General features: G+C 66.2%; 21 protein-coding genes and 1 tRNA gene. 9 read left to right on the top strand and 13 right to left on the bottom strand.

Annotation, left to right across the window (positions count from 1 at the left end):
• Window positions 1–77 precede the first annotated feature (77 nt).
• Genes OC184_RS09785 through OC184_RS09760 form a run of 6 tightly spaced genes read left to right on the top strand, consistent with a single transcriptional unit; the run spans window position 78 to window position 7,892 of the window.
• Entirely contained in the window at window positions 78–1,331 is a 1,254-nt protein-coding gene (locus OC184_RS09785; protein ID WP_265507017.1) for a sarcosine oxidase subunit beta family protein, read from the top strand.
• A gap of 10 nt (window positions 1,332–1,341) precedes the next feature.
• On the top strand, window positions 1,342–1,641 hold the full coding sequence (locus OC184_RS09780) for a sarcosine oxidase subunit delta (RefSeq protein ID WP_265507016.1): 300 nt from the start codon (window positions 1,342–1,344) through the stop codon (window positions 1,639–1,641).
• Entirely contained in the window at window positions 1,638–4,628 is a 2,991-nt protein-coding gene (locus tag OC184_RS09775) for a sarcosine oxidase subunit alpha (RefSeq protein WP_265507015.1), read from the top strand. Before OC184_RS09780 ends, OC184_RS09775 begins: the two co-directional genes overlap by 4 nt.
• An 11-nt stretch (window positions 4,629–4,639) precedes the next feature.
• Window positions 4,640–5,170 carry a sarcosine oxidase subunit gamma gene (locus tag OC184_RS09770; RefSeq protein WP_265507014.1) on the top strand — a complete coding sequence of 177 codons (531 nt, stop codon included), beginning with the start codon at window positions 4,640–4,642 and terminating at the stop codon, window positions 5,168–5,170.
• Window positions 5,171–5,225: 55 nt separating this feature from the next.
• A complete protein-coding gene (glyA, locus tag OC184_RS09765) occupies window positions 5,226–6,488 on the top strand; it encodes a serine hydroxymethyltransferase (RefSeq protein WP_265507013.1) in 1,263 nt (420 codons plus the stop codon).
• A 6-nt stretch (window positions 6,489–6,494) separates the two neighbouring features.
• Window positions 6,495–7,892: an L-serine ammonia-lyase gene (locus tag OC184_RS09760; protein ID WP_265507012.1), complete on the top strand. Its 1,398-nt coding sequence runs from the start codon at window positions 6,495–6,497 to the stop codon at window positions 7,890–7,892.
• Window positions 7,893–8,114: 222 nt separating this feature from the next.
• Here the strand turns inward: OC184_RS09760 and OC184_RS09755 are convergent, their stop codons facing one another.
• The 8 genes from OC184_RS09755 to OC184_RS09720 all read right to left on the bottom strand — a co-directional run bounded on the left by OC184_RS09755 (window position 8,115) and on the right by OC184_RS09720 (window position 16,832).
• Window positions 8,115–8,513 (bottom strand): hypothetical protein, encoded by a 399-nt coding sequence (locus OC184_RS09755; protein ID WP_265507011.1) that lies wholly within the window; start codon window positions 8,511–8,513, stop codon window positions 8,115–8,117.
• The gene (locus OC184_RS09750) at window positions 8,513–9,361 is read right to left on the bottom strand and encodes a TIGR02587 family membrane protein (protein WP_265507010.1); all 849 of its coding nucleotides are present in this window, start codon (window positions 9,359–9,361) and stop codon (window positions 8,513–8,515) included. Before OC184_RS09750 ends, OC184_RS09755 begins: the two co-directional genes overlap by 1 nt.
• Window positions 9,362–9,819: 458 nt before the next feature.
• The gene (locus OC184_RS09745) at window positions 9,820–10,575 is read right to left on the bottom strand and encodes an ABC transporter ATP-binding protein (RefSeq protein WP_265507009.1); all 756 of its coding nucleotides are present in this window, start codon (window positions 10,573–10,575) and stop codon (window positions 9,820–9,822) included.
• A gap of 49 nt (window positions 10,576–10,624) precedes the next feature.
• Complete coding sequence (locus OC184_RS09740) at window positions 10,625–11,509, bottom strand: ABC transporter ATP-binding protein (RefSeq protein WP_265507008.1); 885 nt, start codon at window positions 11,507–11,509, stop codon at window positions 10,625–10,627.
• Window positions 11,506–12,414, bottom strand: a complete 909-nt coding sequence (nikC, locus tag OC184_RS09735) for a nickel transporter permease (protein WP_265507007.1) — start codon at window positions 12,412–12,414, stop codon at window positions 11,506–11,508. Before nikC ends, OC184_RS09740 begins: the two co-directional genes overlap by 4 nt.
• On the bottom strand, window positions 12,411–13,499 hold the full coding sequence (locus tag OC184_RS09730; protein WP_265507006.1) for an ABC transporter permease: 1,089 nt from the start codon (window positions 13,497–13,499) through the stop codon (window positions 12,411–12,413). The genes nikC and OC184_RS09730 overlap by 4 nt, the downstream gene beginning before the upstream one ends.
• Window positions 13,500–13,508: 9 nt before the next feature.
• The gene (locus tag OC184_RS09725; protein ID WP_265507005.1) at window positions 13,509–15,107 is read right to left on the bottom strand and encodes an ABC transporter substrate-binding protein; all 1,599 of its coding nucleotides are present in this window, start codon (window positions 15,105–15,107) and stop codon (window positions 13,509–13,511) included.
• Window positions 15,108–15,209: 102 nt separating this feature from the next.
• On the bottom strand, window positions 15,210–16,832 hold the full coding sequence (locus tag OC184_RS09720) for a Na/Pi cotransporter family protein (protein WP_265507004.1): 1,623 nt from the start codon (window positions 16,830–16,832) through the stop codon (window positions 15,210–15,212).
• A gap of 227 nt (window positions 16,833–17,059) precedes the next feature.
• Between OC184_RS09720 and OC184_RS09715 the strand changes: the two genes are divergently transcribed.
• From OC184_RS09715 to OC184_RS09705, 3 genes are all read left to right on the top strand, one after another.
• On the top strand, window positions 17,060–17,737 hold the full coding sequence (locus tag OC184_RS09715; protein ID WP_265507003.1) for a hypothetical protein: 678 nt from the start codon (window positions 17,060–17,062) through the stop codon (window positions 17,735–17,737).
• 249 nt (window positions 17,738–17,986) lie between these two features.
• The gene (locus OC184_RS09710) at window positions 17,987–18,565 is read left to right on the top strand and encodes a hypothetical protein (protein ID WP_265507002.1); all 579 of its coding nucleotides are present in this window, start codon (window positions 17,987–17,989) and stop codon (window positions 18,563–18,565) included.
• A gap of 236 nt (window positions 18,566–18,801) precedes the next feature.
• Window positions 18,802–18,878: transfer RNA gene (locus tag OC184_RS09705), tRNA-Arg, on the top strand.
• Window positions 18,879–19,000: 122 nt separating this feature from the next.
• On the opposite strand, the gene OC184_RS09700 is transcribed toward OC184_RS09705, so the two are convergent.
• The 5 genes from OC184_RS09700 to OC184_RS09680 all read right to left on the bottom strand — a co-directional run.
• The gene (locus OC184_RS09700) at window positions 19,001–19,237 is read right to left on the bottom strand and encodes a hypothetical protein (RefSeq protein ID WP_265507001.1); all 237 of its coding nucleotides are present in this window, start codon (window positions 19,235–19,237) and stop codon (window positions 19,001–19,003) included.
• Entirely contained in the window at window positions 19,231–19,473 is a 243-nt protein-coding gene (locus OC184_RS09695; RefSeq protein WP_265507000.1) for a hypothetical protein, read from the bottom strand. The genes OC184_RS09700 and OC184_RS09695 overlap by 7 nt, the downstream gene beginning before the upstream one ends.
• Window positions 19,474–20,276: 803 nt before the next feature.
• Entirely contained in the window at window positions 20,277–20,636 is a 360-nt protein-coding gene (locus OC184_RS09690) for a phage tail assembly chaperone (protein ID WP_265506999.1), read from the bottom strand.
• Window positions 20,636–21,829, bottom strand: a complete 1,194-nt coding sequence (locus OC184_RS09685) for a hypothetical protein (protein WP_265506998.1) — start codon at window positions 21,827–21,829, stop codon at window positions 20,636–20,638. Before OC184_RS09685 ends, OC184_RS09690 begins: the two co-directional genes overlap by 1 nt.
• 9 nt (window positions 21,830–21,838) lie before the next feature.
• The coding region (locus OC184_RS09680; RefSeq protein WP_265506997.1) for a hypothetical protein at window positions 21,839–22,056 on the bottom strand (218 nt) is incomplete at its 5' end.

Genomic DNA, 22,056 nt, shown 5'->3' with positions numbered 1-22,056 from the left:
ATGACGCAAAGATACAGTGAATCGCCGTCATCTTCTGTCACAAATCGGGCAATCCATACCGCCGAAGGACCCGCGCCATGACCCATTTCTCTGCGATGTCCCTGCTTAGGAACGCGCTGACCGGCCACAAGAACTGGCGCGAGCAGTGGCCCGACAGCCAGCCCAAGGCGGAGTACGACGTCGTCATCGTCGGCGCCGGCGGCCACGGCCTGGGTGCGGCCTATTACCTGGCCAAGGAACACGGCATCACCAATGTCGCGGTCATCGACAAGGGGTGGCTGGGCGGCGGCAACACGGGCCGCAACACGACGATCATCCGCTCGAACTATCTCTACGACGAAAGCGCGCGGCTCTACGACCACGCGCTGGACCTGTGGGAGAACCTGAGCCAGGAGCTGAACTACAACGTCATGTATTCCAAGCGCGGCGTGATGATGCTGGCGCATAACGTCCATGACGTGCAGTCCTTCCAGCGCCACGTCCATTCGAACCGCCTCAACGGCGTCGACAACCGCTGGCTGACCAAGGAAGAGGCCAAAGCCTTCTGCCCGCCGCTGAACATCAGCCCCGACGCGCGTTACCCGGTGATGGGTGCGGCGCTGCAGATGCGGGCCGGAACGGCGCGCCACGATGCGGTGGCCTGGGGCTATGCCCGTGCCGCAGCGGCGCGCGGCGTCGACATCATTCAGAACTGCCCGGTCATCGCGATCCGGCGCGGCCCAGACGGGTCTGTGCAGGGCGTTGACACCGCGAAAGGCTTCATCAAGGCCAAGAAGGTCGCCGTCTCGGCCGCCGGCAATACCAGCGTCGTCATGGACAGCGCGGGCGTCCGGATGCCGCTGGAGAGCTTCCCGCTGCAGGCGCTCGTCAGCGAGCCGGTGAAGCCGATCTTCCCCTGCGTCGTCATGTCGAACACCGTTCACGCCTATATCAGCCAGTCCGACAAGGGCGAATTGGTCATCGGCTCGGGTACCGACCAGTATACCAGCTACAGCCAGCGCGGCGGCCTGCCCCTGATCGAGCACACCGTGGCGGCCATCTGCGAGGTCTTCCCGATCTTCAACCGCATGCGAATGCTGCGCAAATGGGGCGGGATCGTGGACGTGACCCCCGACCGCTCGGCCATCTTGGGCAAGACGCCGGTCGAGGGCCTCTATGTCAACTGCGGCTGGGGCACGGGCGGGTTCAAGGCCACGCCGGGCGCTGCCCACACGCTGGCCTGGACCGTCGCCAAGGACGAGCCGCACCCGATCAACGCGCCCTTTACGCTTGAACGCTTCACCACCGGCCGGCTGATCGACGAAGCCGCCGCCGCCGCCGTCGCGCACTGAGGACATCGCCATGCTTCTGATCCACTGCCCCTATTGCGACGAGACCCTGCCCGAGTCCGAGTTCGCCTATGCCGGCGAGGCGCATATCAACCGCCCCGCAGACCCCTCGGCGCTGTCGGACGAGGAATGGCGCGACTATCTGTTCATCCGCACCAACGCGCGCGGTCCCCATTATGAACGCTGGCGGCACATCCACGGCTGCGGGCGCTTCTTCAACGCCGTTCGCGACACCGTCAGCGACCGCTTCCTGATGACCTACGAGGCCGGTGAGGCCCGCCCAGACCTGACCGTGAAGGAGGCCGCAGAATGAGCCGCTATCGCATCCCCGGCATGGGCCGCGTCGATCCTGCGGCAACGGTCAGCTTCACCTTCGACGGCCGCACCTATCAGGGCCTGCGGGGCGACACGGTCGCATCCGCATTGCTGGCCAACGGCGTGCACCTGATGGGCCGGTCGTTCAAGTACCACCGGCCCCGCGGCGTGGTCACGGCGGGGTCCGAGGAGCCGAACGCACTGATCGGCACGTCGCGCGGCAAGGGCCGCTTCGAGCCGAACACCCGCGCCACCGTGCAGGAGCTGCGGGCCGGCCTGACAACGGAAAGCCAGAACAAGTGGCCGCGGCTGTCCTTCGACATCGGCGCCGTGAATGACCGGGCCTACATGCTGTTCTCGGCCGGCTTCTACTACAAGACGTTCATGTGGCCGCGCAGCTTCTGGGACAAGGTGTACGAGCCCTTCATCCGTGCCGCCGCGGGCCTGGGCAAGTCGCCGACCGAGGTCGACCCCGACAGCTATGCACACCGCAACCTGCATACCGACGTGCTGGTTGTGGGCGGCGGCCCCGCCGGCATCTCGGCCGCACTGACGGCGGCGAAATCCGGCGCCCGCGTCGTGCTGGTGGACGAGAACCCGGAGATGGGCGGCTCGCTTCTGTCCGATCCGTCGGTCCGCATCGACGGGCGCGGGTCCTGGGCCTGGCTGGCCGAGCAGCTGTCGCAGCTGCGCGCCGTCGGCGTCCGCCTGATGACCCGCACCACGGCCATCGGCTACTATCACCAGAACTTCGTGGGCTTGGTGGAACGCGTGACCGACCACCTGGACCAGCCGCCGCATGGCGCGCCGCGCGAACGGATGTGGCATGTCCGCGCCGAACAGGTGGTCCTGGCGCAGGGCGCGCTGGAAAAGCCGCTGGTCTTCGACGGCAACGACCGTCCCGGCGTTATGCTGGCCGGCGCCGCGCAGACCTATCTGAACCGCTATGGCGTCAAGGTCGGCGACAATGCTGCCGTCGTGACCAGCCATGACAGCGCCTACTATGCGGCCTTCGACCTGGTCGATGCCGGCGCCCGCGTGGCGGCCATCGCCGACACCCGCGACAGCGTGCGACCCGACCTTCTGGACGCGGCCCGCAAGCGCGGCATCCAGGTGCTGACCGGCCACACCGCCACCGCGACCGAGGGGCGCCTGCGCGTCAAGTCCGTCCGCGTGAACCCGGTCCGGAACGGCCAGGTTGGCGCGGGCCGCAAGATCGCCTGCGACGTGCTGCTGATCTCAGGCGGCTGGACGCCGTCGCTGCACCTCTTCTCGCACACCAAGGGCTCGCTGACCTGGGACGCCGACAGCCGCACCTTCCTGCCGAACCACAAGACCGAGGCCTGCCAGATTGCGGGTGCCGGACGCGGGCTCTGGGGTTACGGCCCGGTACTCGAGGATGGCGTCAAGGCTGGCATGGCCGCCGCTCAGGCGCTAGGCCGCAGCGCCGAAGGGTCTGATGCGCGGGTCGAAGGCGACCGCCCCGGCACCGGCAGCAGCCAGAAGGAACTGCCGACCGACCGGAGCCCCGGCAAGGCCAAGGCCTTCGTCGATTACCAGAACGACGTGACCGCCAAGGACATCCGCCTGGCCGTGCGCGAGGGGATGCGTTCGATCGAGCACGTCAAGCGCTATACCACCAATGGCATGGCGACCGACCAGGGCAAGATGTCGAACATCAACGGGTTGATGATCGCCGCCGACGCTTTGGGCAAGGAACCTCCGCAGGTGGGCCTGACGACCTTCCGCCCGCCCTATACGCCGACCAGCTTCGGCGCCTTTGCGGGCTATCACAAGGGCGCCACGTTCGAGATCACCCGCAAGACGCCCATCGACCCTTGGGCCGAGGCGCGAGGCGCGGTGTTCGAACCCGTTTCGCTGTGGCGCCGCGCCTGGTATTTCCCCCAGGCCGGTGAGGACATGCACGCCGCCGTGGCGCGCGAATGCCGGATGACGCGGGCATCCGTCGGCATGTTCGACGCCTCGACCCTTGGCAAGATCGAGGTCGCAGGCCCGGATGCGGTCGAGTTCATGAACCGCATGTACACCAACCCGTGGACCAAGCTGGCGCCGGGTCGCTGCCGCTATGGCCTCCTGCTGGGCGAGGACGGGTTCATCCGCGATGACGGCGTCATCGGCCGCATGTCGCAGGACCTGTTCCACGTCACCACCACCACCGGCGGTGCGGCGCGCGTCATGAACATGATGGAGGACTACCTCCAGACCGAATGGCCCGACCTGGACGTCTGGCTGACCTCGACCACCGAACAGTGGGCAACGGTCGCGCTGAACGGCCCGAACGCCCGGAAGGTGCTGGAGAAGCTGGTCGAGGGGCAGGACCTCTCGGACGAGGCCTTCCCGCACATGTCGGTCGCCGAATGCACGGTCGCGGGCCTGCCCGCGCGCCTCTTCCGGATCAGCTTCACCGGAGAGTTGGGCTTCGAGGTGAACGTCCCCGCCCGCCACGGCCTGCAGCTGTGGAAGGCGATCCATGATGCCGGCCAGCAATACGACATCTGCCCCTATGGCACCGAGACGATGCACGTTCTGCGCGCCGAAAAGGGCTATATCATCGTGGGCCAGGACACCGACGGCACCGTCACCCCGCAGGATGCGGGCCTGGACTGGGCGATCGGCAAGGCCAAGAAGGACTTCGTCGGCAAGCGGTCGCTGTCGCGTCCCGACATCGTCGCCCCGAACCGCAAGCAGCTGGTCGGCCTGCTGACCGAGGACGGCACCAAGCTTGAGGAAGGCGCGCAGATCGTGCTGGACCCGAACCAGAGCCTGCCGATGACGATGGCCGGTCACGTCACCTCGTCCTATGACTCGGTGGCGCTCGGGCGGCCGATCGCGATGGCGGTCGTCACCGGCGGCCACGGCATGATGGGCAAGACGGTGCACATCCCGATGCCGAACGGGACCATCCGGGCGACCGTCACCTCGACCAACTTCTATGACCCGACCGGCGAACGGCTGAAGGCCTGAGGAGCGAAACCATGACCACGCAACGCCACGAGTTCGACCCCACCCCGTTCCTGGTCGAGGAACTGCCCTGGGCCCCCCGCTTCTCTCTGCGGGTGCGCCCCGAACACCGCGCGGCCCTGGCCGGTGCGCTGTCGCTTGAGCTGCCGAGCAAGGTCGGCCAGCGCAGCACCGCCGCGGGCACCGAGGTTCTGTGCCTCGGCCCCGACGAATGGACGATCCTGGCGCAGGACGCCGATGCGCTGACCACCGCGTCCTCGGCGGCCTATGCCCAGATCCCGCACAGCCTGGTCGAGATCAGCGACCGAGAGATCACGCTGCGCATCAGCGGCGCGCAGGCGCTGACCGCGCTGACCACCGGCTGCCCCCGCGACGTCGAGGCGATGCCCGTGGGCACCGGTGCGCGGACGCTGTTCGACACCGCCACTATCGTCCTGTGGCGCGACGACCGGCAGTCGTTCCGCATCGATGTCTGGCGCAGCTTCCTGCCCCATGTCCACGCCATTCTCGACCAGGTGCTGGTCGAGCTGAAATCGGGTCTCTGACCGCTCTTCCCCGGAACCTGTCCCGCAGCGTCACGTCCTGCCGAAAGGAACACCCATGCTCGACTTCAAGACTCCCGCCATCTCGGACACCGCCATCGCCGACGCCATCGGTCGCGAGCTGGTCCGCCAGCAGGACCAGATCGAACTGATCGCATCCGAAAACATCGTCTCGGCTGACGTGCTGGCCGCCCAAGGATCGGTCCTGACCAACAAGTATGCCGAGGGCTATCCCGGCAAGCGCTATTACGGCGGCTGCGAATTCGTGGACGAGGTCGAGGACATCGCCCGCGACCGCCTGAAGCAGCTCTTCGATGCCGATTACGTGAACGTGCAGCCCCATTCCGGCGCCCAGGCCAACCAGGCGGTGTTCCTTGCCCTGCTGCAGCCGGGCGACAAGATCATGGGCCTGTCGCTGGCGCATGGAGGCCACCTGACCCACGGGTCGCCCGTGACCATGTCCGGCAAGTGGTTCGACGTCGTCAGCTATGAGGTCGAGGAGGACACGCACCTCATCGACATGGCGAAGGTCCGCGAGAAGGCCCTGGCCGAGAAGCCGAAGCTGATCGTCGCTGGCGCCTCGGCCTATCCGCGCCACATGGACTTCGCCGCCTTCCGCGCCGTCGCGGACGAGGTCGGAGCCTATCTGATGGTGGACATGGCTCACTACGCGGGCCTGATCGCCGCAGGCCAGTACCCGAACCCGGTCCCCCACGCCCACGTCGTCACCTCCACCACGCACAAGACCCTGCGCGGCCCCCGCGGCGGCGTCATCCTGACCAACGATCCGGATCTGGCCAAGAAGCTGAACTCGGCCGTCTTCCCCGGCAACCAGGGCGGTCCGCTGATGCATGTGATCGCCGCCAAGGCCGTGGCCTTCGGAGAGGCGCTGCAGCCGTCGTTCAAGGATTACGCGAAGAACGTGATCGCCAATGCCCGCGCACTGGCCGACACGCTGACGGCAGGCGGCATGGGCATCGTGTCGGGCGGCACCGACTGCCACATGGTGCTGTGCGACCTGCGCCCGCTTGGCGTCACCGGCAAGGCCGCCGAGATCGCGCTGGAGCGTGCGGGCCTGACCTGCAACAAGAACGCGATCCCGTTCGACCCCGAGAAGCCTTTCGTCACCTCGGGCATCCGCCTTGGCTCCTCGGCCGGTACGACCCGCGGCTTTGGCGAGGCAGAGTTCCGCCAGATCGGTGAGATGATCCTGCGCGTCCTGAAGGCCGTGGCCCAGAACCCCGAGGGTGATGCCGCGATCGAGGCCGAGGTCCGCGCCGAGGTCAAGGCGATCTGCGACCGCTTCCCGATCTACGGCTGAGGCATCATGTTCATCTCGGTCTTCGAGGTCTTCAAGCATGGCATCGGCCCCTCGTCGTCGCACACGATGGGCCCGATGGTCGCCGCCGCGCAGTTCCTGGATGATCTGCGCGGTGGTGCCGAGCTGATCCCCGGCTCGGGCGAACCCGCACGGCTGCGGGTGACGCTGCACGGGTCCCTGGCCTTCACCGGCAAGGGCCATGCGACTGACCGCGCCGTCATGCTGGGGCTTCTGGGGCAGCGCCCCGACAGCCTTGACCCCGATGCCGCAGATGGGTTGATTGCGGGGCTGCACCGCAGCCGGCAGGTCGACCTGCCGGGCCTGCCGACCCTGATCTTCGATCCGCAGCAGGATCTGGTCTTCGACTATGGCCCGGCCCTGCCGCTGCATGCCAACGGCATGACCTTCGAGGCCTTCGACGCGCGCGGCAACCGCTGCCTGGCCGAGGTCTACTATTCTATCGGCGGCGGCTTCGTGCTGACCGAGGCGCAGCTGGTCGCCGAACGCGAACAAACGGGCAAGCCCGTCCGGCGCACGACAATCCCGTATCCCTTTGCGGATGCCGCGCAGATGCTGGCGATGGGCCGAGCGTCGGGCAAGTCGATCGCCCGAATGAAGCGTGAAAACGAAGAGGCGCAGGGCGTCACCGATCTTGACGCACGGCTGGACCGGCTGGCGCAGGCAATGAACGCCTGCATCGATCGCGGCCTGAGGGAAGAGGGCATCCTACCCGGGGGCCTCAAGGTCCGCCGCCGCGCCGCCGGCATCCACCGGTCGCTGGAGGCCGAGAAGTTCCGCAACGACCGCCACCCGCACCTCATTAATGACTGGTTGAGCGTCTACGCTATGGCCGTCAACGAGGAGAATGCCGCCGGCGGCCGCGTCGTCACCGCCCCCACCAACGGCGCCGCCGGCACCCTGCCGGCCGTGCTGCGATACTGGCAGGACCATATCGGCGCCACCGATGAAACCCGGCGCCACTTCCTGCTGACGGCGGCGGCCATCGGCGGGATCATCAAGGCCAACGCCTCGATCTCGGGCGCCGAGGTCGGCTGCCAAGGCGAGGTCGGATCGGCGGCCGCCATGGCGGCGGCGGCGCTTTGCGCGGTCCTCGGCGGCAGCAACGAGCAGATCGAGAACGCCGCCGAGATCGCGCTGGAACATCACCTCGGCATGACTTGCGACCCCGCAGGTGGCCTGGTGCAGGTCCCCTGCATCGAGCGGAACGCCTTGGGCGCGATCAAGGCGGTGTCAGCCGCAAGCCTCGCCCTGCGCGGCGACGGGCAGCACTTCATGCCGCTGGACAACTGCATCCGCGTCATGCTGCAGACGGGCCGCGACATGGACAGCCGATACAAGGAAACGTCTCAGGGCGGCATCGCCGTCAACCTGCCGGAATGCTGACGGGGGCGCGGCCAGCAGCGCCAACCTTGCCCCATGGGTATCCCCGGGATCATCTGCATCCTGCGCTTGCCTTATGACCGTCAGTTGACGGTGTAGCTGCGTGGGTTCAGAAATGCCCGATGCGCGCAAGCAGCAGCCGTACCGTTCAACTCTTCCAGGGCATGACTGGTTGAGGTAATCGGGGTGGCCGGAGGTCGTTTCGCACCGGCGTCCGCCCCGCATTCAGGGCGTGACGTAGCCCCCCGCGGTCACCGACAGCTTGTGCCGGGCCGGGTCCTCTCGGAAGAACAGCCCGCCGCTCCGGCTGGCGCGCTGAGGCAGATAGTCGAACGTGACCTCGCTCGTCTCGATCGTCCGGTCACCGTCGGTCAGGCTGCCCTTGATGGTCAAATTCGCGGCCGTGCTGTTGCCGCGGTTGAGGGCCGTGAACTGGACCAGATACCCCTGGCTGACGCGCGTCGGCGGCCCCGGCACCACCACCACGTCGGGGGCGGTGGCGGGATGCGTCAGCCCGTGACGCACCATGAAGCCGACTGTAGCGGCGATGATCGCGGCGCCCAGCAACGCAAAGACCCATTCCAGCGCCGAGGTGCGCTCGGGCGGCCCGGAGCCTTCCGCCATCAGAGCACCAGCCGTGCTGCGGCCGCGCCGATGGCACCAGGGAAAGACATCACGATCACGGTGCTCAGAACCTCCTGAAGCGACGACTCGCCCGTCTGGGCGAAAATCCACAGCACCCCAAGGCTGACCAGCGCCACCACGACATAGCCGACGCAGGTGAAGCGGGCGAAAACCTCGATGAAGGACCGGTCGCCACGGATCGTCCCACCCTTGAAGCCGACCGAATAGACCAGCCCGTGCATCAGCACCAGCGACAGTCCCAGCAGCGAGACCTCGTGCCAGACCGACATCTTGAGGGCAATCAGCACGATCTCTTCGGTCGGTGCGATGTTCAGCGACAGATAGAGCGCCCCCACGCCCATCAGGAACAGCTCTCCAAGGTACGACGGCTCGCTTTCTTCGCGGTCGCTTTCAGAGGTCTCGCCCATCTGGCTGCGGGCCAGCATCGCGCCGATGCTGGCAGGAAACATCTGGATGGCGATCTTGCCGACGATCTCTCGGGGCGGCATGTCGATCGTGGCGACCGCGAACAGGAACAGCACCACGGTCGAGGCTACGGCGGCGACCATGATCGCTACCAGGACGTCGGCCAGATCGTCGCGAAACCGGTCCGTCCGGCGGAAGCCGCCAAACCGCGACAGGCCCATCAGCAGCGGCAGCATTGCCAGCAGCATCACGACGATCCGCCACGGCTCTAGCGTGAAGCCCAGCCACCACATTTCCATCGTCATCAGCATCGGCAACGCGAACAGCAGCGCCCCCGCGAACGCGCGACCGACACCGGCAAAGAACTTGCCTGTTGATGGGGTGCTGTGCCGGTCAGCGCCGGCGGGCGTCGCGCTGGACATCACGTCGATCCTCCGTGGTCAGAGCCGCGGGCAACACGGGCCGCGATTGGCCTCTCCGATCTGCCGGAGGGCCAAGGAAAACCTTGGGACGAGGGAGGATGTTCCTTCCGGACGGGAAAACATCGAATAGCGACGGAGGCGGCGGTGCCGCGACCTTTCGGCTATCGTGCGCTGATGAGCGAATGTTTGATCACGGACTGGCCGGTGGTTGCATCGCCAGCCATGCTGGCGGCGGACGCACGTTAGGATTGCAGGATTTGCAACGGCCGGGCGGCTCAACTCGTAAACCAGCAACAATTCGCCGCCCGACCGATAGGCCCGTTTTGTCTGACATTGACTGCCAAGTCACCCTGTCCTTTTGGGCATGTTTAGATAGTATTCGGGGATATGGGCGCGGCATGGCACAACCACAGATCGTTCTCACCTGCCGCATTTTACGACAGCAGCTGGCAAACTCCTCAGGCTGGTGCGCTATAACCTGCCGATGCGGCAATCAACTGCCGGGTGTAGTTCTGCTGGCCCCGTCCAGCCCGAAGATCGTCGACCTCCATGACTTCGACGATCCGGCCGTGCTGCATGACGGCCAGCCGGTCGCACATGTGTCCGACGACGGAGAGGTCGTGGCTGACCATCAGGTAGGTCAGCCCGTGTTCGGACCGCAGGTCGGCCAGCAGGTTCAGGATCTCGGCCTGGACGCTGACGTCCAGCGCGCTGGTCGGCTCGTCCAGCAGCAGCAGGCGCGGCTCGGCCGCGAGGGCGCGGGCGATGGCTACGCGCTGGCGCTGACCGCCAGACAGCTGGTGGGGATAGCGGAAGCGAAAGCCCCGTCCCAGGCCGACATCGTCCAGCAGCTGAGCGATCCTCTGGTCGATGCGGTCCATGCCCTGCAGGCGCAGCGTCTCGGCCAGGACGGCGTCGACGGAATGGCGCGGATGCAGGCTGGCGTAGGGGTCCTGGAAGACCATCTGGACGGTCTTGAAGAACGCCCGGTCACGGCGGTCGGTGGCAAGCGGTTTGCCGTCGACCTTTATCTGGCCGGACCAGCTGGGGATCAGGCCGGCAATGGCGCGAAGGATCGTCGACTTGCCCGACCCCGATTCGCCTACAAGGCCAAAGCTTTCACCTTGCGCTACCCGGAATTCGGCCCCCTTCACCGCATCCACGCGATCGGGCGCATGGCCAAACCAGACATCGAGGTCCTGAACCGTCAGCATGAGAGGTCCGATGGCAGCAAAACGCCTGCATGAGAGCGAACCGGCATGGTCACAATCCTCCGGGAAGTTCGGTGTCAGCGCGCGGAGACAGCACGTCGCCCTCGCGCCAGCTGTCCTGCCGCTGCAGGACAGGCAACCGGTCCACCGGCGCATCAAGACGCGGCAGGCTGTCCAGCAAGCCCCGTGTATAGGGGTGGCGCGCCTGGTGCAGATCGCGCGCCGGCAGCGTCTCGACCACGCGGCCCGCATACATGATCAGCACGCGGTCGCAGAACTGCGCGACCAAGTTCAGATCGTGGCTGATGAAGATCAGCCCCATGCCGCGGTCGCGCACCAGGCCGTCCATGATGTTCAGCACCTCGGTCCTGACCGAGACGTCCAGTGCGCTAGTGGGCTCGTCAGCGATCAGGATCTGCGGGTCGGGGGCCAGCATCATGGCGATCATGATGCGCTGGCCCATGCCGCCCGACACCTCGTGCGGATAGGCGTTCATCACCCGCTCGGGGTCGCGGATCTGCACGGCCTCCAGCATCTCCAGCGCCTTCTGCCGCGCCCGGTTGCGGGGTACGTCGGCGTGCAGGCGATAGGCCTCGATGATCTGCTGGCCGATGGGCATCACCGGGTTCAGGCTGAACTTGGGGTCCTGCATGACCATGCTGATGCGCCCGCCGCGGATCTTGCGCATCTGGCGGTCGGGCAGATTCAGGATTGACTTCCCGCCCAGGTCCAGCCGCTCCGCCTCGACCCGGCCGGGCGGCCGGACGAGGCCAAGGATCGCCCGGCCGGTCATCGACTTGCCGCTGCCCGATTCGCCGACGACGCCAAGACGTTCGCGGCCTAGATCGAAGCTGATGCCGCGGACGGCCTGGAACTCGCCCTGGCGCGTCGGGAAGGTGACCCGCAGGTCGCGGACCGACAGAAGAGGTTCGGTCATGACTTGTCCCCCTTCGGGTCCAGCACGTCGCGCAGCCCGTCGCCCAGCAGGTTGAAGGCCATCGAGACGGTGAAGATCGCGATGCCCGGCATCGCCGCCACCCACCAGTAATCCAGGATGTAGGTCCGCCCGTCCGAGATCATCGCCCCCCATTCCGGCAGCGGCGGTTGCGCGCCCAAGCCCAGGAAGCCAAGGCCCGCCGCCGACAGGATGATCCCCGCCATGTCCAGCGCCACCCGCACGATCAGCGAACTGACGCAGAGCGGCCAGATGTGCCGGATCAGCAGGCGCAAGCGCCCCGCCCCCTGCAGTCGCGCGGCGGCGATGAAGTCGGCGTTGCGGATGGTCAGCGTCTCGGCCCGGGCAAGGCGTGCATAGGGCGGCCAAGCGGTCAGCGCCAACGCCAGGACCGCGTTGCCGATGCTGGGACCAAGCGCCGCGACAAAAGCCAACGCCAGGATCAGCTTGGGAAAGGCCAGGAAGATGTCGGTGATCCGCATCAGCACCTGATCAACCCAGCCCCCGGCAAAGCCAGCCACGGTGCCGATGAACAGCCCGATGACCGGCGCGATCAGCGCGACGGTGCCGACAATGAACAGCGTGATCCGCGACCCGTGGATCAGGCGCGAGAGGATGTCCCGGCCAAGCGCGTCGGTGCCCAGCCAGTGCGCGGACGACGGCGGTTGCAGCCGGTCAGCCAGGTTCTGGGCGTAGGGGCTCTGCGGCGCCAGAAGCGGCGCAAAGATCGCCATGGCGATCAGCAGGACCAGAATGATCAGGCCCAGCATCGCCAGCTTGTTGCCCCGGAAGGTCAGCCATCCTTGATAGATCGCACCAAGCCGGGCCTGGCGGCGGGTCTGCGGCGCGTCCGACAGCAGCCACTCGCGACGGGAAACGGCGCTCATTTCGACCTCGGATCAAGGATGCGATAGAGGATATCGCTGAGAAGGTTCAGAACCACGAAGCAGACGCCGATGACGACCGTGCCGCCCAGGACGGCGTTCATGTCGCCCGACAGAAGCGCGCGGGTGATATAGCTGCCAAGCCCCGGCCAGCTGAAGATGATCTCAGTCAGGACGGACCCCTCCAGAAGCGACCCAAAGGACAGCGCGATCACCGTCACCAGCGGGATCGATATGTTGCGGAAGGCGTGGCGCCAGATTACCGCGCTTTCGGACAGGCCCTTCACCCGCGCCGTGATGATGTATTCGGCCGACAACTGCTCCAGCATGAAGCTGCGCGTCATGCGACTGATATAGGCCAGACTGTAATAGCCCAGCAGGCTGGCCGGCAGGACGATATGGCTGAAGGCGTCGCGGAACGCGGCCCAGTCGCCGGCCAGAAGGCTGTCCACCAGGATCAGCCCCGTGACCGACGGGACCATGCCGTCATAGATGATCCCCTGCCGCCCGGGCCCACCGACCCAGCCGAGGTTGCCGTAGAAGATCAGAAGACCCATGAGGCCCAGCCAGAAGATCGGCATCGAATATCCGACCAGTGCCACGACCCGCGCCACCTGGTCGAAGATGCCGCCCCGCTGCGCCGCGGCCATGACGCCAAGCGGCACGCCGATCAGGACGCCGACCAGGGTGCCCAGCACGGCCAGCTCGACCGTGGCCGGGAAGACCCGCGCGATGTCCTGCGCCACCGGCTGCCCGGTCGAGATCGAGCGGCCGAAGTCGCCTGTCAGCACGTCGCCGATATAGCGCAGGAACTGCACGATCAGCGGCTGGTCCAGGCCCATCGCCTGATAGGCGGCGTCGTATTGCGCCTGCGTCGCGCGGTCGCCCACGACCTTCAGGACCGGGTCGATCGGCATCACGCGGCCGATGATGAAGGTCACCAGCAGCAGCCCCAGCAGGGTCAGCGCCAGCGAGATGAAGGTGCCCGCCACGCTGCGGGCACGCCGCCGACGCAAGGCCCGGCGCGCCGAGGGGTCGGGACGGTCGTCGCCGGGGGGTGTACCCCCGGCGCCGGTCGTGTCGGTCATGGCCACCGGTTATTCGCCCTTCGTCACCTGGCGGTAGATGACCGAGGTGACGGCCCCGCCGCTCCACCAGTTCTGGACGTCGTCTTGCAGGCCCACCTGTTCGACCCGCTGGAACAGCGGCACGATGGGCGCCTCGGCCTGGTACTGTCGCTGGATCTCGCGATACATCTCGGCGCGGGCGTCGGTGTCCTGTTCCAACGTGGCGGCGACGGTGGCCTCGTTCATCTCTTCTGGCACGGCATAGGCGTTGCGCCAGGCCAGAAGACCCACGGCATTCGCCTCGTCGCTGTTGTCGGGATTATAGGCGAAGGTCGCCGCGTTGGTGTTCGGGTCGGAATAGTCCGGCCCCCATTCGCCAAGGAAGATCGGCACTTCGCGCGCGCGATAGGCGTCCAGCACCTGCGCGCCGGTCATCTGCTCGATCTCCAGGTTCAGGCCGACCTCGGCCATGCTGGCCTGCAGGGTCTGCGCCACGTCGATATACTCGCGCAGGTCGCGCACGCGGGTCGTGATCGTGCCGCCCTCGATGCCCGCATCCTGCAGGATCTGGCGCGCCTTCTCGACGTCATAGGTCCAGGGCTGCTCGTCCAGCGCCCCAAGGTAGCCGCGTGGCAGGAACGACTGATGGGTGATGAACTGGCCCTTGAGGAAGCTCTGCTCCATCCCCTCATAGTTGACCAGATACTTCATCGCCTCGATCACCGCCGGGTTCGACAGCAGTTCGTCCTTCTGGTTCAGGCCCATATAGAGGATGCGGCCGCGCGGCTCCTCTTGGATCTTGACGCCCTCGGCGGCCGAGATCGCCTCGACATCGGTCGGCGTCAGGTTGCGGGCCACGTCGATGTCGCCCTGTTCCAGCAGCAGCCGCTGCGCGCTCGATTCAGCGACGTTGCGCACGATCACGCGCTTCATCTCGGGCGCGCCTTGCCAGTAATCCTCATAAGCGGTCAGCTGCACGACCTCGTTCGGCCGCCATGCGGCCAGCTCGTAGGCGCCGGACCCGGCCTCATTCGTGCTCAGCCAGGCATTGCCCAGATCGCCGTCCTGTTCGTTGGCCAGCACGGTTTCCTTGTCGACGATGCTGGCGACGTTGCCGGTGAGGCTGTTCAGAACGAAGGACGGCGCATAGGGCTTGTCCAGCGTCAGCGTCAGCTTGTTGCCGTCGGCGGTGATCTTCTCCTCGACATTGTCGGGGGTGAAGCCGAATTGCGTCAGGATGAAGGCCGGAGTCTTGTCCAGCTTGACCGCGCGCTGCAGCGACCATGCGGCATCCTCGGCGCGGACCGGGTTGCCGGAATGGAAGGTCACGCCATCGCGCATCGTGAAGGTGATGGACAGGCCGTCCTCGGACACTTCCCAGCTTTCGGCCAGGGCGGGCTGGAAGCCGGCATCCGGGTTCAGCGGATCGAAGTCCACAAGGCGGTCATAGGTGTTGTTGTTGACATCGTTGCCTGAAAATTCGAAGGACTGGGCCGGGTCCAGGCTGATGATGTCGTCGATGGTATGGGCCACGACCAGCGTGTCGGCGGGCGTCTCGGCGAATGCCGCCGGAGCTATGGCCAGCGCCGTGGCCAGCATCGCGGCCCGCGTCGTCAGATGGAATGTCATGTCGAAGATCCCCATTGTTCGATGATCCCCGCTTGGTGCAGGGTTGCATGCCCTGCAGGTTGACCGAACCCGCGCAGGCTTGCAAGAGGGGGCGCCGTGGCGTCAGCCGCCGCGCAATCGGCTTTCGGTCAGCAGGCCTTCCTCGTCCAGGATCGGATGGGCGACCGCCCCGAAATGCGCGTTGATCCGCTTGAGGTCTCGCAGGAAGTCCAGGTGCAGGGACGAGGTCTCGCGGCTCTGGCTGTGGCCTTCGCGCAGCCGGATCAGGTGGCGCTGCGCCGATTGGCGTTCGAAGTTCCGGATCTCGACCTTCTGCTCCATCATCTGACGGGCAAGGTTGCGGTCGCGGGTCATGAAGATGGTCTGCGCGATGCCCAGGGTCTCCTCGGTCATCAGGAACATGGCGTCCAGTTCCTGATACCCGGCGTCCGAGAAGCGCAAGCCCAGTCCGACCTTCTTGCGCACCCCGGCCGCCAGCCCCTTTTCAATGATGTCGCCGACATGTTCCAGGTTGATCACATAATCGAGGATCGCGATGGACCGGCGGCGGTCATCCTCATCGGCGTCGCGACCCAGCCGCGACAGATAGGTCTTGACCTGCTGCTGGCGCAGGTCGACCCGATCTTCAAGCTTGGTGACCTCGGCCAGGGGGGCAAGGTCGTTCTTGCGAAAGGCCAGCCGTGTCTGCTCCAGCATCCGCGCCACGTCGTCGCCAATGGCCAGCGCCTGCCGGCTGGCCCCGGCAAGCGCCAGGGGCGGCGTCTCGAGCGCGGCGTCGTCCAGCCAGCGCGGGGACGGATCCTTGGATGGCGCCTCGTCCGGCAGCATCAGCGCCACGATCCGCGACAAGCCGCCTGCGAAGGGCCAGATCACTGCCGCCACCACAAGGTTGAAGGCCAGGTGCGCCTCGACCGCCAGGCCTGTCACCTGCAGCGGCGCCAGCGCCTCGGCGGCGGCACCCGCAAAGGGAAGGACCGCCAGGCACCCCGCCCCGCGCACGATCAGGTTGCCGACGGTCAGCCGGCGTGCGGCCACCCCGGCCCGCTGCGTGACCAGCACCGGCGGGATCGCGCCGCCGATATTAGCCCCCAGCACCAGCACCACCGCCAGCGCCGCCGGCACGTCCAGCGACAGGACCAGCAGCACCGCCGCCAGCGAGGATGAACAGACAGCCGCGATGCCTGCCGCGAAGACCAGCGCCACCGGCCAGGCCGCGTCCAGCATGCCCAGGAACGCCGCCATCTGCGGCGCCTCGCGCAGCGGGGCCGTTGCCTGATCCAGCAGCTCCAGAGAGATCAGCATCAGGCCCAGTCCGATCAGCGCCCGGCCGCTGCCGCTGATCGCGGGCCTTTCGCGGCGGGCCGCGCCCATGCCGATCAGGATCAGTGCCGGTGCGACGGCTCCGATCCCTGCGGACACGATCCACGCCGTCATCGCCGTGCCGACGTTTGCGCCCAGCAGCACGATCTGCGCCATGCGCCCCCGGATCAGCCCGCGATCCACGAATGATGCCGTCAGCAGCGCGGTCGCCGTCGACGATTGCAGCCCCAGAGTCGCCACCAGCCCCGAGGCGAAGGCGCGCGGCCCCGTCCGTGTCCCAAGCCCAAGCGCTGTCTTCAGCCGCAACCCGAACGCCGTCGTTACGCCGTCCCGCACCAGCCCGAGCCCGAACAGCAGCAAGGCGACTGCCCCGGCGATCTGCAGGAAGACGAGGATCGAGGCCATGCAGTTACCTTTTGTTCATCGGGATGGCGGGCGGAAACCTGCCGTCGATCCATGACGGCGCAGATTGTCATCATGATCAAGAACTAATGCCGCGGCGAGGTTCCTCGACCCGCCATTGCCGCGTTTCTCATCCGATGGTCCGAGGCTTGGTGCGGGAACATTCGAACGCCGCCGCAGGTTCTTGCCCTGTTCCCGGAGGAGGGAACGTCGCTTCACGGGAGAGAAGAATGAAACTCAGGATGACGATGCTGGCAGGCTGCGCGATCTGCGCCCTTGCCACCGCCGCGCAGGCCGACTGTGCCGAGGATCTTGCCCGCCTGACGGGCGAACCCGCCACGGCCGGCGACAGCGCCGGCATCTCCAAGGACGGCTCGCTCGCGCCGCTGGAGACGCCGGACACTGCGGAGGCGACGGCCGCGACGGACATGGAGGCCGATTCCAATGATGACGCCGACATGGCGGCGTCGGGCAGCAGTTCCGACATGACCACGCCCGCGTCGGATCCAGGCGACATGGCCGACGATGCCGGCGCTGAGGCGGATGATGGCGCCACGATGGCATCGGATGCCGACACAGAAGCGGGTGACGGCGCCGCGATGGCGTCGGATGAGGACGCTGCCAGCGGAGAGGCGATCGCCAAGGACGGATCGCTGGCGCCGCTGGAGACCGAGGGCGGTGACGCGTCAACCGATGTCGCCATGTCCGCCCAGGACGCGGCACAGCAGCAAGAGGGTAATCCGACGGCCGCGCAAGAGGCCGAAGCCGGCGATGCGGATGCAGAAACCGACATGGCCTCCGGATCCTCGCCCGATCGCGACGCGCTGATCGAGGAGGCCCGCTCCGCCCTTGCCGCCGGTGACGAAGACGCCTGCCGGGCGGCCCTTGATCAAGTCGAGTCCCTCTGACCGACCACGACGGCACCAGACTGGCGCTGGTGCCGTTCCCGCGCCGCTGACGGCTTGCGACTGAAGCGTCAGCCAGGGGCAACGGAAACCGTCGGCCGCCGCAGCGGTGCCGGGTTCGCACCGGCGCCCGGAGACGTGGTCTCAGCAGCCGACAGCGTGAAGGCGCCGTGATCATCTCAGGAACATTGCGACGCCCGCGCGGTTCAGCCTGGGGTCGCATCATCGACCGCACGCGAAGGAGGACATGAAATGACAGCCGGCTCTCATCCCGACACAACGGCAGGCCGCGATCGCCTTGTCCTGGCGGTCTTCGACGAATATCAGGAGGCCGAGGATGCACGCGCCGCACTTCGAGAGGCCGGCCTGCCCGCCGCGAAGATCCTGCGCGCGCCCCAAGACCTTTCGCCCTCGGCAACCGACGAACCTGCGCTCCCGTCGGGTCTTTCCTTTCCCGATGCGGATCAGCATGCCCTAACCGAAGCGCTGTCGCGCGGTGCCGCAGCCGTGCTGGCCGAGGGCCTGACCAACGCCGAGGCCACCCAGGCCGTCGCCATCCTGTCCGCGATGCCTGCGGTCGACATGAACAGGCGCGAGGCGGAATGGCGTGACGACGGCTGGACCGGGCTTTCCCAAGGCACCTTGCCAGACCCCGTTCGTGGCACGACGCGCGACATGGCTTATACCAACCCGCGGGACGATGACGCCGACACCTATGAAAGCCCGTCAGTCCGCCCGCATCAGCGGGACGAAGCTACCGGGCACATCAGCCGCGACACTCGTGGCGAAACTCCCCGCGTCAGGTGCTATGTCGCCAATCGGTCGGCTTGACGGCCCCCGAACAGCTTTGCAAAAATGAGGTGAGCATGAAAAATCGCGACAAGAACGCAGTCTACATAATCCTGGCCGTGGTTGTCGCAGTGGCCATAGCACTGATCTATTCCTCCGCCGTCCATACGCCGTAGATACCATTCCTCTCGTGAAAGGTCGTCATTTCCCTACGGCAAGGCACGTCGTTGCGCTCATTGACAGCCACGACCATCCGCGGGATAAACATCCCCTGACGCGCCCACGTAATTCAACTGGATAGAATATCCGACTTCTAATCGGGCTGTTGGGGGTTCGAGTCCTCCCGTGGGCGCCAATCTGTCATGTTTTCCATAGCGTTTACAGCACCTTAGACTACGACTGTGGAGCATTATCCCCCGCGCCGTCCCCCACCTTGCACAGGAAGCTAGGGGATGGTCTGGGAAGATAGTTGATGGGTCAGGCTGCATTCTCCGTTGCACGCAGCGCTTCGAAGAGGGTCTCGAAGGCGTCTTGAGCCTTCTGCACCTGTGACGTCGCGGCGGCAGTCACCCCGATCAGAGCGTCGAGTTGACGTCGCCGATGGCCAGTAGCGGCTTCGTCGACATCGTCAACAATGATGCTAAGTGCCGACATCAGCTGCTCGATCTTGCTGATCTCCGCCTGCACCTCATCCAGTTTGCGGTCGGTCAGCATGCTGCACCGCCTTTCGGCAGGTTCACACTGTCCAAGTCGTTGTTGACCTGATCAGCCAATGACCGGGCGATGCGGATCAGGCAGGTGACAGCGTTTGCAGCAGTGCCTGCATCGTCCAGGATCTCGATCGCCTCAATGACGCCACAGAGTTGCAGGGCAGTCGTCTGCACGCCGCTACAATGCTGGCGCAGGGCTTCATCAGACGTGCCGGGGGTGTTATGGCAATGAGTAGCCATTCACGATCTCCTCTAAGATCGGGTTTCGGTTAGGGCCGAGTGGAAGTTGCACCTTTCATTCGGCCTGCTTTCGTGTTAACACGAACACATATTGCCGTCAACTCGTGATAACATGAAATCATCCAAACGCCCGCCGGTCACTGGTACTCTTGTTGGAGTTCGTCTGCAGCCAGACCTTTTGTCATGGATAGATGACGAACGAAGCAAGCTGGATCCTCAGCCTTCGCGGCCTGAGTTGGTGCGCATCTACTTAGAGGAACGGCGCGGCCAGGTCGTTGTCAGAGATTGACTGCTGAGGCCTGAGCCATTCCTGTCGAATGCCTCACCCTGTCTAAATATGTAACGGTCCGATGACAGGTGACCGTGATATAAAAGATCGTGGGACAGTCAGGCAGCGGAAAGGCAGCAGCTATGACAGACTCATTTAGGATTATGACTGCATTTATTCTTGCATCCATATTCGTCGCGCTGTTCGTGGCACTTGATCTGCCACCTCCTCTCCCGGTGCGCGGCTAAAGGCCCCGGCGGCATCACGCGCGCCATTAACCATGACGCACTTTTTCGTGTCCTGCGGAACTTTTTCAAAGTATGGCAGTGGGGTTTGTTTCCCAGAGGATGCGATGAAGTTAGCTATTTTGTCTGCGCTTCTTTGTGCTGCGGCTTTCGTCGGGCGCGCAGCATGTGTGGGCACTGAAGGTTCTCCCTCCTGCACCGGCAATACCGGTAGCAACTACGACGTCTATCGCATCACTGAGCGATGAACTTTCAGGCGGCCAACGGTCCGATCCGGTGGCCCTATCTCGTCATCCCCCGGTGATCGCGTCGAACAGTCCGGCCGACAGCGGTGTGTCGCTCACCATCGGCTGTGCAGATGCGCCCGAGGCGGCATTGCCCATCCGGCGGGCGGCATCGCGCATCCACACCTCGTCCAGCGCCATGATGATCTCGGCATGATGCGGGGGCAGCGGGCGGCGCATCATCTGCGACCATGCGGCCAGCGCTTCCCAGGTGATCGAATTCGGGCCGTGCGGGTGGTGGCTGCGCGCCCGTGACAGCGCCAGGAAGGCGTCGAGGATGTCGCCGCCCACGTCGGGCATCCGGTGCGCCTTGCCCTGCAGCTTGGCTTCCAGCGCGGCGCAGAGGATCTTCTGGAGCTTGCTCATCATGTCCTCCGCCTGCTGCCGGTCTTCTGGTTCATCATGTTGGCGGACGCCCGGCCCTGCGCCGCTGCCGTCTTCTGGCTGATGCGCGCGCTCTGCCCCTCAGCTTCGGACAGAACCCGCGCGATCAAATCCGGTGACAGATCCACCATGATGGACGATGTTCCGCCGCCAGCATTGCTGCCGGATCCAGACAGCATGTTGCGCGTCTGGCTGGCGTTCCACACCCGCGCCGCCCCCGTGGCCTCCAGTTCGGGACCGTTCTCGCCCACGATGCGCAGCCCGCCCTGGTGCATCCCACCCGTGGCGAAGCGTGGCGTCAGCAGCCCGCCGAGGCCGCTGGCGATGCCGCCCATGCCCGGCAGGCCCATCACGGCCTTCATCATCTGCACCTGTGCGATCTGCATCAGCAGGTTGCCGACCGCTTCCTTGGCCGACATGGAGCCGTCGCTGATCGAGCCGAACATATCCGACAGCGCCGCCTTGCCCCGTTCCGACTGGTCCTTGATCTTCTCCAGCCGCTCGGCCGCCTGCTCGGCGTTGAGGCCGGCGGTCACGTAGCCCTGCGCCAGGCGGTCGATCTCGGCCGACAGTTCCGGGGTGATGACCTTGCCGGCCTGCTGGGCCGCGTGCAGCAGTTCGGCGCGGGTGCGGGCGTATTCCAGGGCATCGCCGTATTGCTCGTTGCTGGCGGCTGCCGCGACGATGCTGGCAGCCTCTGCCTCCAGGGCGAGGGTGCGGTCGCGGATCGCCTGCGCCTCCTGCTGGTAGTCGTCCAGCCGCTCGCGGGCAGCGCCCCCACCGCCACCACGGGACCGACTGCCGCCACCCCCGCCCCCGGCCGATCTTGCGGCTCTGCGGGCCTCCTCGGCAGCCAGAGAGGCGGTTGCGAAGTCGGTGGCCTGCTGGGTGGTCAGGGTGGCGCCGCGCTCGCCTGCGAGCTTCCTGACGGCCTCGACCTCACGCTGCAGGCGCAGCTGTTCCTCGGTGGCGCTGTTGCGGGCTTCCTCGGCCGCGGTGAAGCTTTCCGTGGCTGCGCGCTGTGCCTCCAGGCTCTCCAGGCTGGCCGCCTCGGCTGCATGACGATCACGCATGGCCTGCGCCGCCTGCTGGTCCGGGGCCACCCCTGCGGCGCGTGAGAGGGCTGCGCCCATGCTGTTGGCCAGGCTGATGATGCCGCCGATCACGCCGCCCAAGCGCTCAAGCTAACTGATGACGCCCGAGAACTGCACCCGATCGCCGGCGTCCAGTTGATCGAAGGCGGATGCCGCAGCGTCCTCGATGTCGCCCAGCTTGGCTGTGAAGTCCTCGCCAGACACCTCGCCGTCGCGGAAGGCCTCGACCAGCGTCTGCATCTCGCCATACGCCGCGCGCAGTCCGTCAGCCGCGTCATCATAGCCCAAGCTGTCCAGCTTGCTGATGG

Origin of the sequence: Paracoccus rhizosphaerae (assembly GCF_026162645.1) — a bacterium.
Taxonomy (GTDB): Bacteria; Pseudomonadota; Alphaproteobacteria; order Rhodobacterales; family Rhodobacteraceae; genus Paracoccus; species Paracoccus rhizosphaerae.
This window is presented reverse-complemented; position numbering and strand designations above follow the sequence as displayed.

Excerpts from the sequence above, each read along its gene's own strand:
- OC184_RS09785 (WP_265507017.1), top strand. The coding sequence starts at position 78 with ATGACCCATTTCTCTGCGATGTCCCTGCTTAGGAACGCGCTGACCGGC.
- OC184_RS09780 (WP_265507016.1), top strand. The coding sequence starts at position 1,342 with ATGCTTCTGATCCACTGCCCCTATTGCGACGAGACCCTGCCCGAGTCC.
- OC184_RS09775 (WP_265507015.1), top strand. The coding sequence starts at position 1,638 with ATGAGCCGCTATCGCATCCCCGGCATGGGCCGCGTCGATCCTGCGGCA.
- OC184_RS09770 (WP_265507014.1), top strand. The coding sequence starts at position 4,640 with ATGACCACGCAACGCCACGAGTTCGACCCCACCCCGTTCCTGGTCGAG.
- glyA (WP_265507013.1), top strand. The coding sequence starts at position 5,226 with ATGCTCGACTTCAAGACTCCCGCCATCTCGGACACCGCCATCGCCGAC.
- OC184_RS09760 (WP_265507012.1), top strand. The coding sequence starts at position 6,495 with ATGTTCATCTCGGTCTTCGAGGTCTTCAAGCATGGCATCGGCCCCTCG.
- OC184_RS09755 (WP_265507011.1), bottom strand. The coding sequence starts at position 8,513 with ATGGCGGAAGGCTCCGGGCCGCCCGAGCGCACCTCGGCGCTGGAATGG.
- OC184_RS09750 (WP_265507010.1), bottom strand. The coding sequence starts at position 9,361 with ATGTCCAGCGCGACGCCCGCCGGCGCTGACCGGCACAGCACCCCATCA.
- OC184_RS09745 (WP_265507009.1), bottom strand. The coding sequence starts at position 10,575 with ATGCTGACGGTTCAGGACCTCGATGTCTGGTTTGGCCATGCGCCCGAT.
- OC184_RS09740 (WP_265507008.1), bottom strand. The coding sequence starts at position 11,509 with ATGACCGAACCTCTTCTGTCGGTCCGCGACCTGCGGGTCACCTTCCCG.
- nikC (WP_265507007.1), bottom strand. The coding sequence starts at position 12,414 with ATGAGCGCCGTTTCCCGTCGCGAGTGGCTGCTGTCGGACGCGCCGCAG.
- OC184_RS09730 (WP_265507006.1), bottom strand. The coding sequence starts at position 13,499 with ATGACCGACACGACCGGCGCCGGGGGTACACCCCCCGGCGACGACCGT.
- OC184_RS09725 (WP_265507005.1), bottom strand. The coding sequence starts at position 15,107 with ATGACATTCCATCTGACGACGCGGGCCGCGATGCTGGCCACGGCGCTG.
- OC184_RS09720 (WP_265507004.1), bottom strand. The coding sequence starts at position 16,832 with ATGGCCTCGATCCTCGTCTTCCTGCAGATCGCCGGGGCAGTCGCCTTG.
- OC184_RS09715 (WP_265507003.1), top strand. The coding sequence starts at position 17,060 with ATGAAACTCAGGATGACGATGCTGGCAGGCTGCGCGATCTGCGCCCTT.
- OC184_RS09710 (WP_265507002.1), top strand. The coding sequence starts at position 17,987 with ATGACAGCCGGCTCTCATCCCGACACAACGGCAGGCCGCGATCGCCTT.
- OC184_RS09700 (WP_265507001.1), bottom strand. The coding sequence starts at position 19,237 with ATGCTGACCGACCGCAAACTGGATGAGGTGCAGGCGGAGATCAGCAAG.
- OC184_RS09695 (WP_265507000.1), bottom strand. The coding sequence starts at position 19,473 with ATGGCTACTCATTGCCATAACACCCCCGGCACGTCTGATGAAGCCCTG.
- OC184_RS09690 (WP_265506999.1), bottom strand. The coding sequence starts at position 20,636 with ATGAGCAAGCTCCAGAAGATCCTCTGCGCCGCGCTGGAAGCCAAGCTG.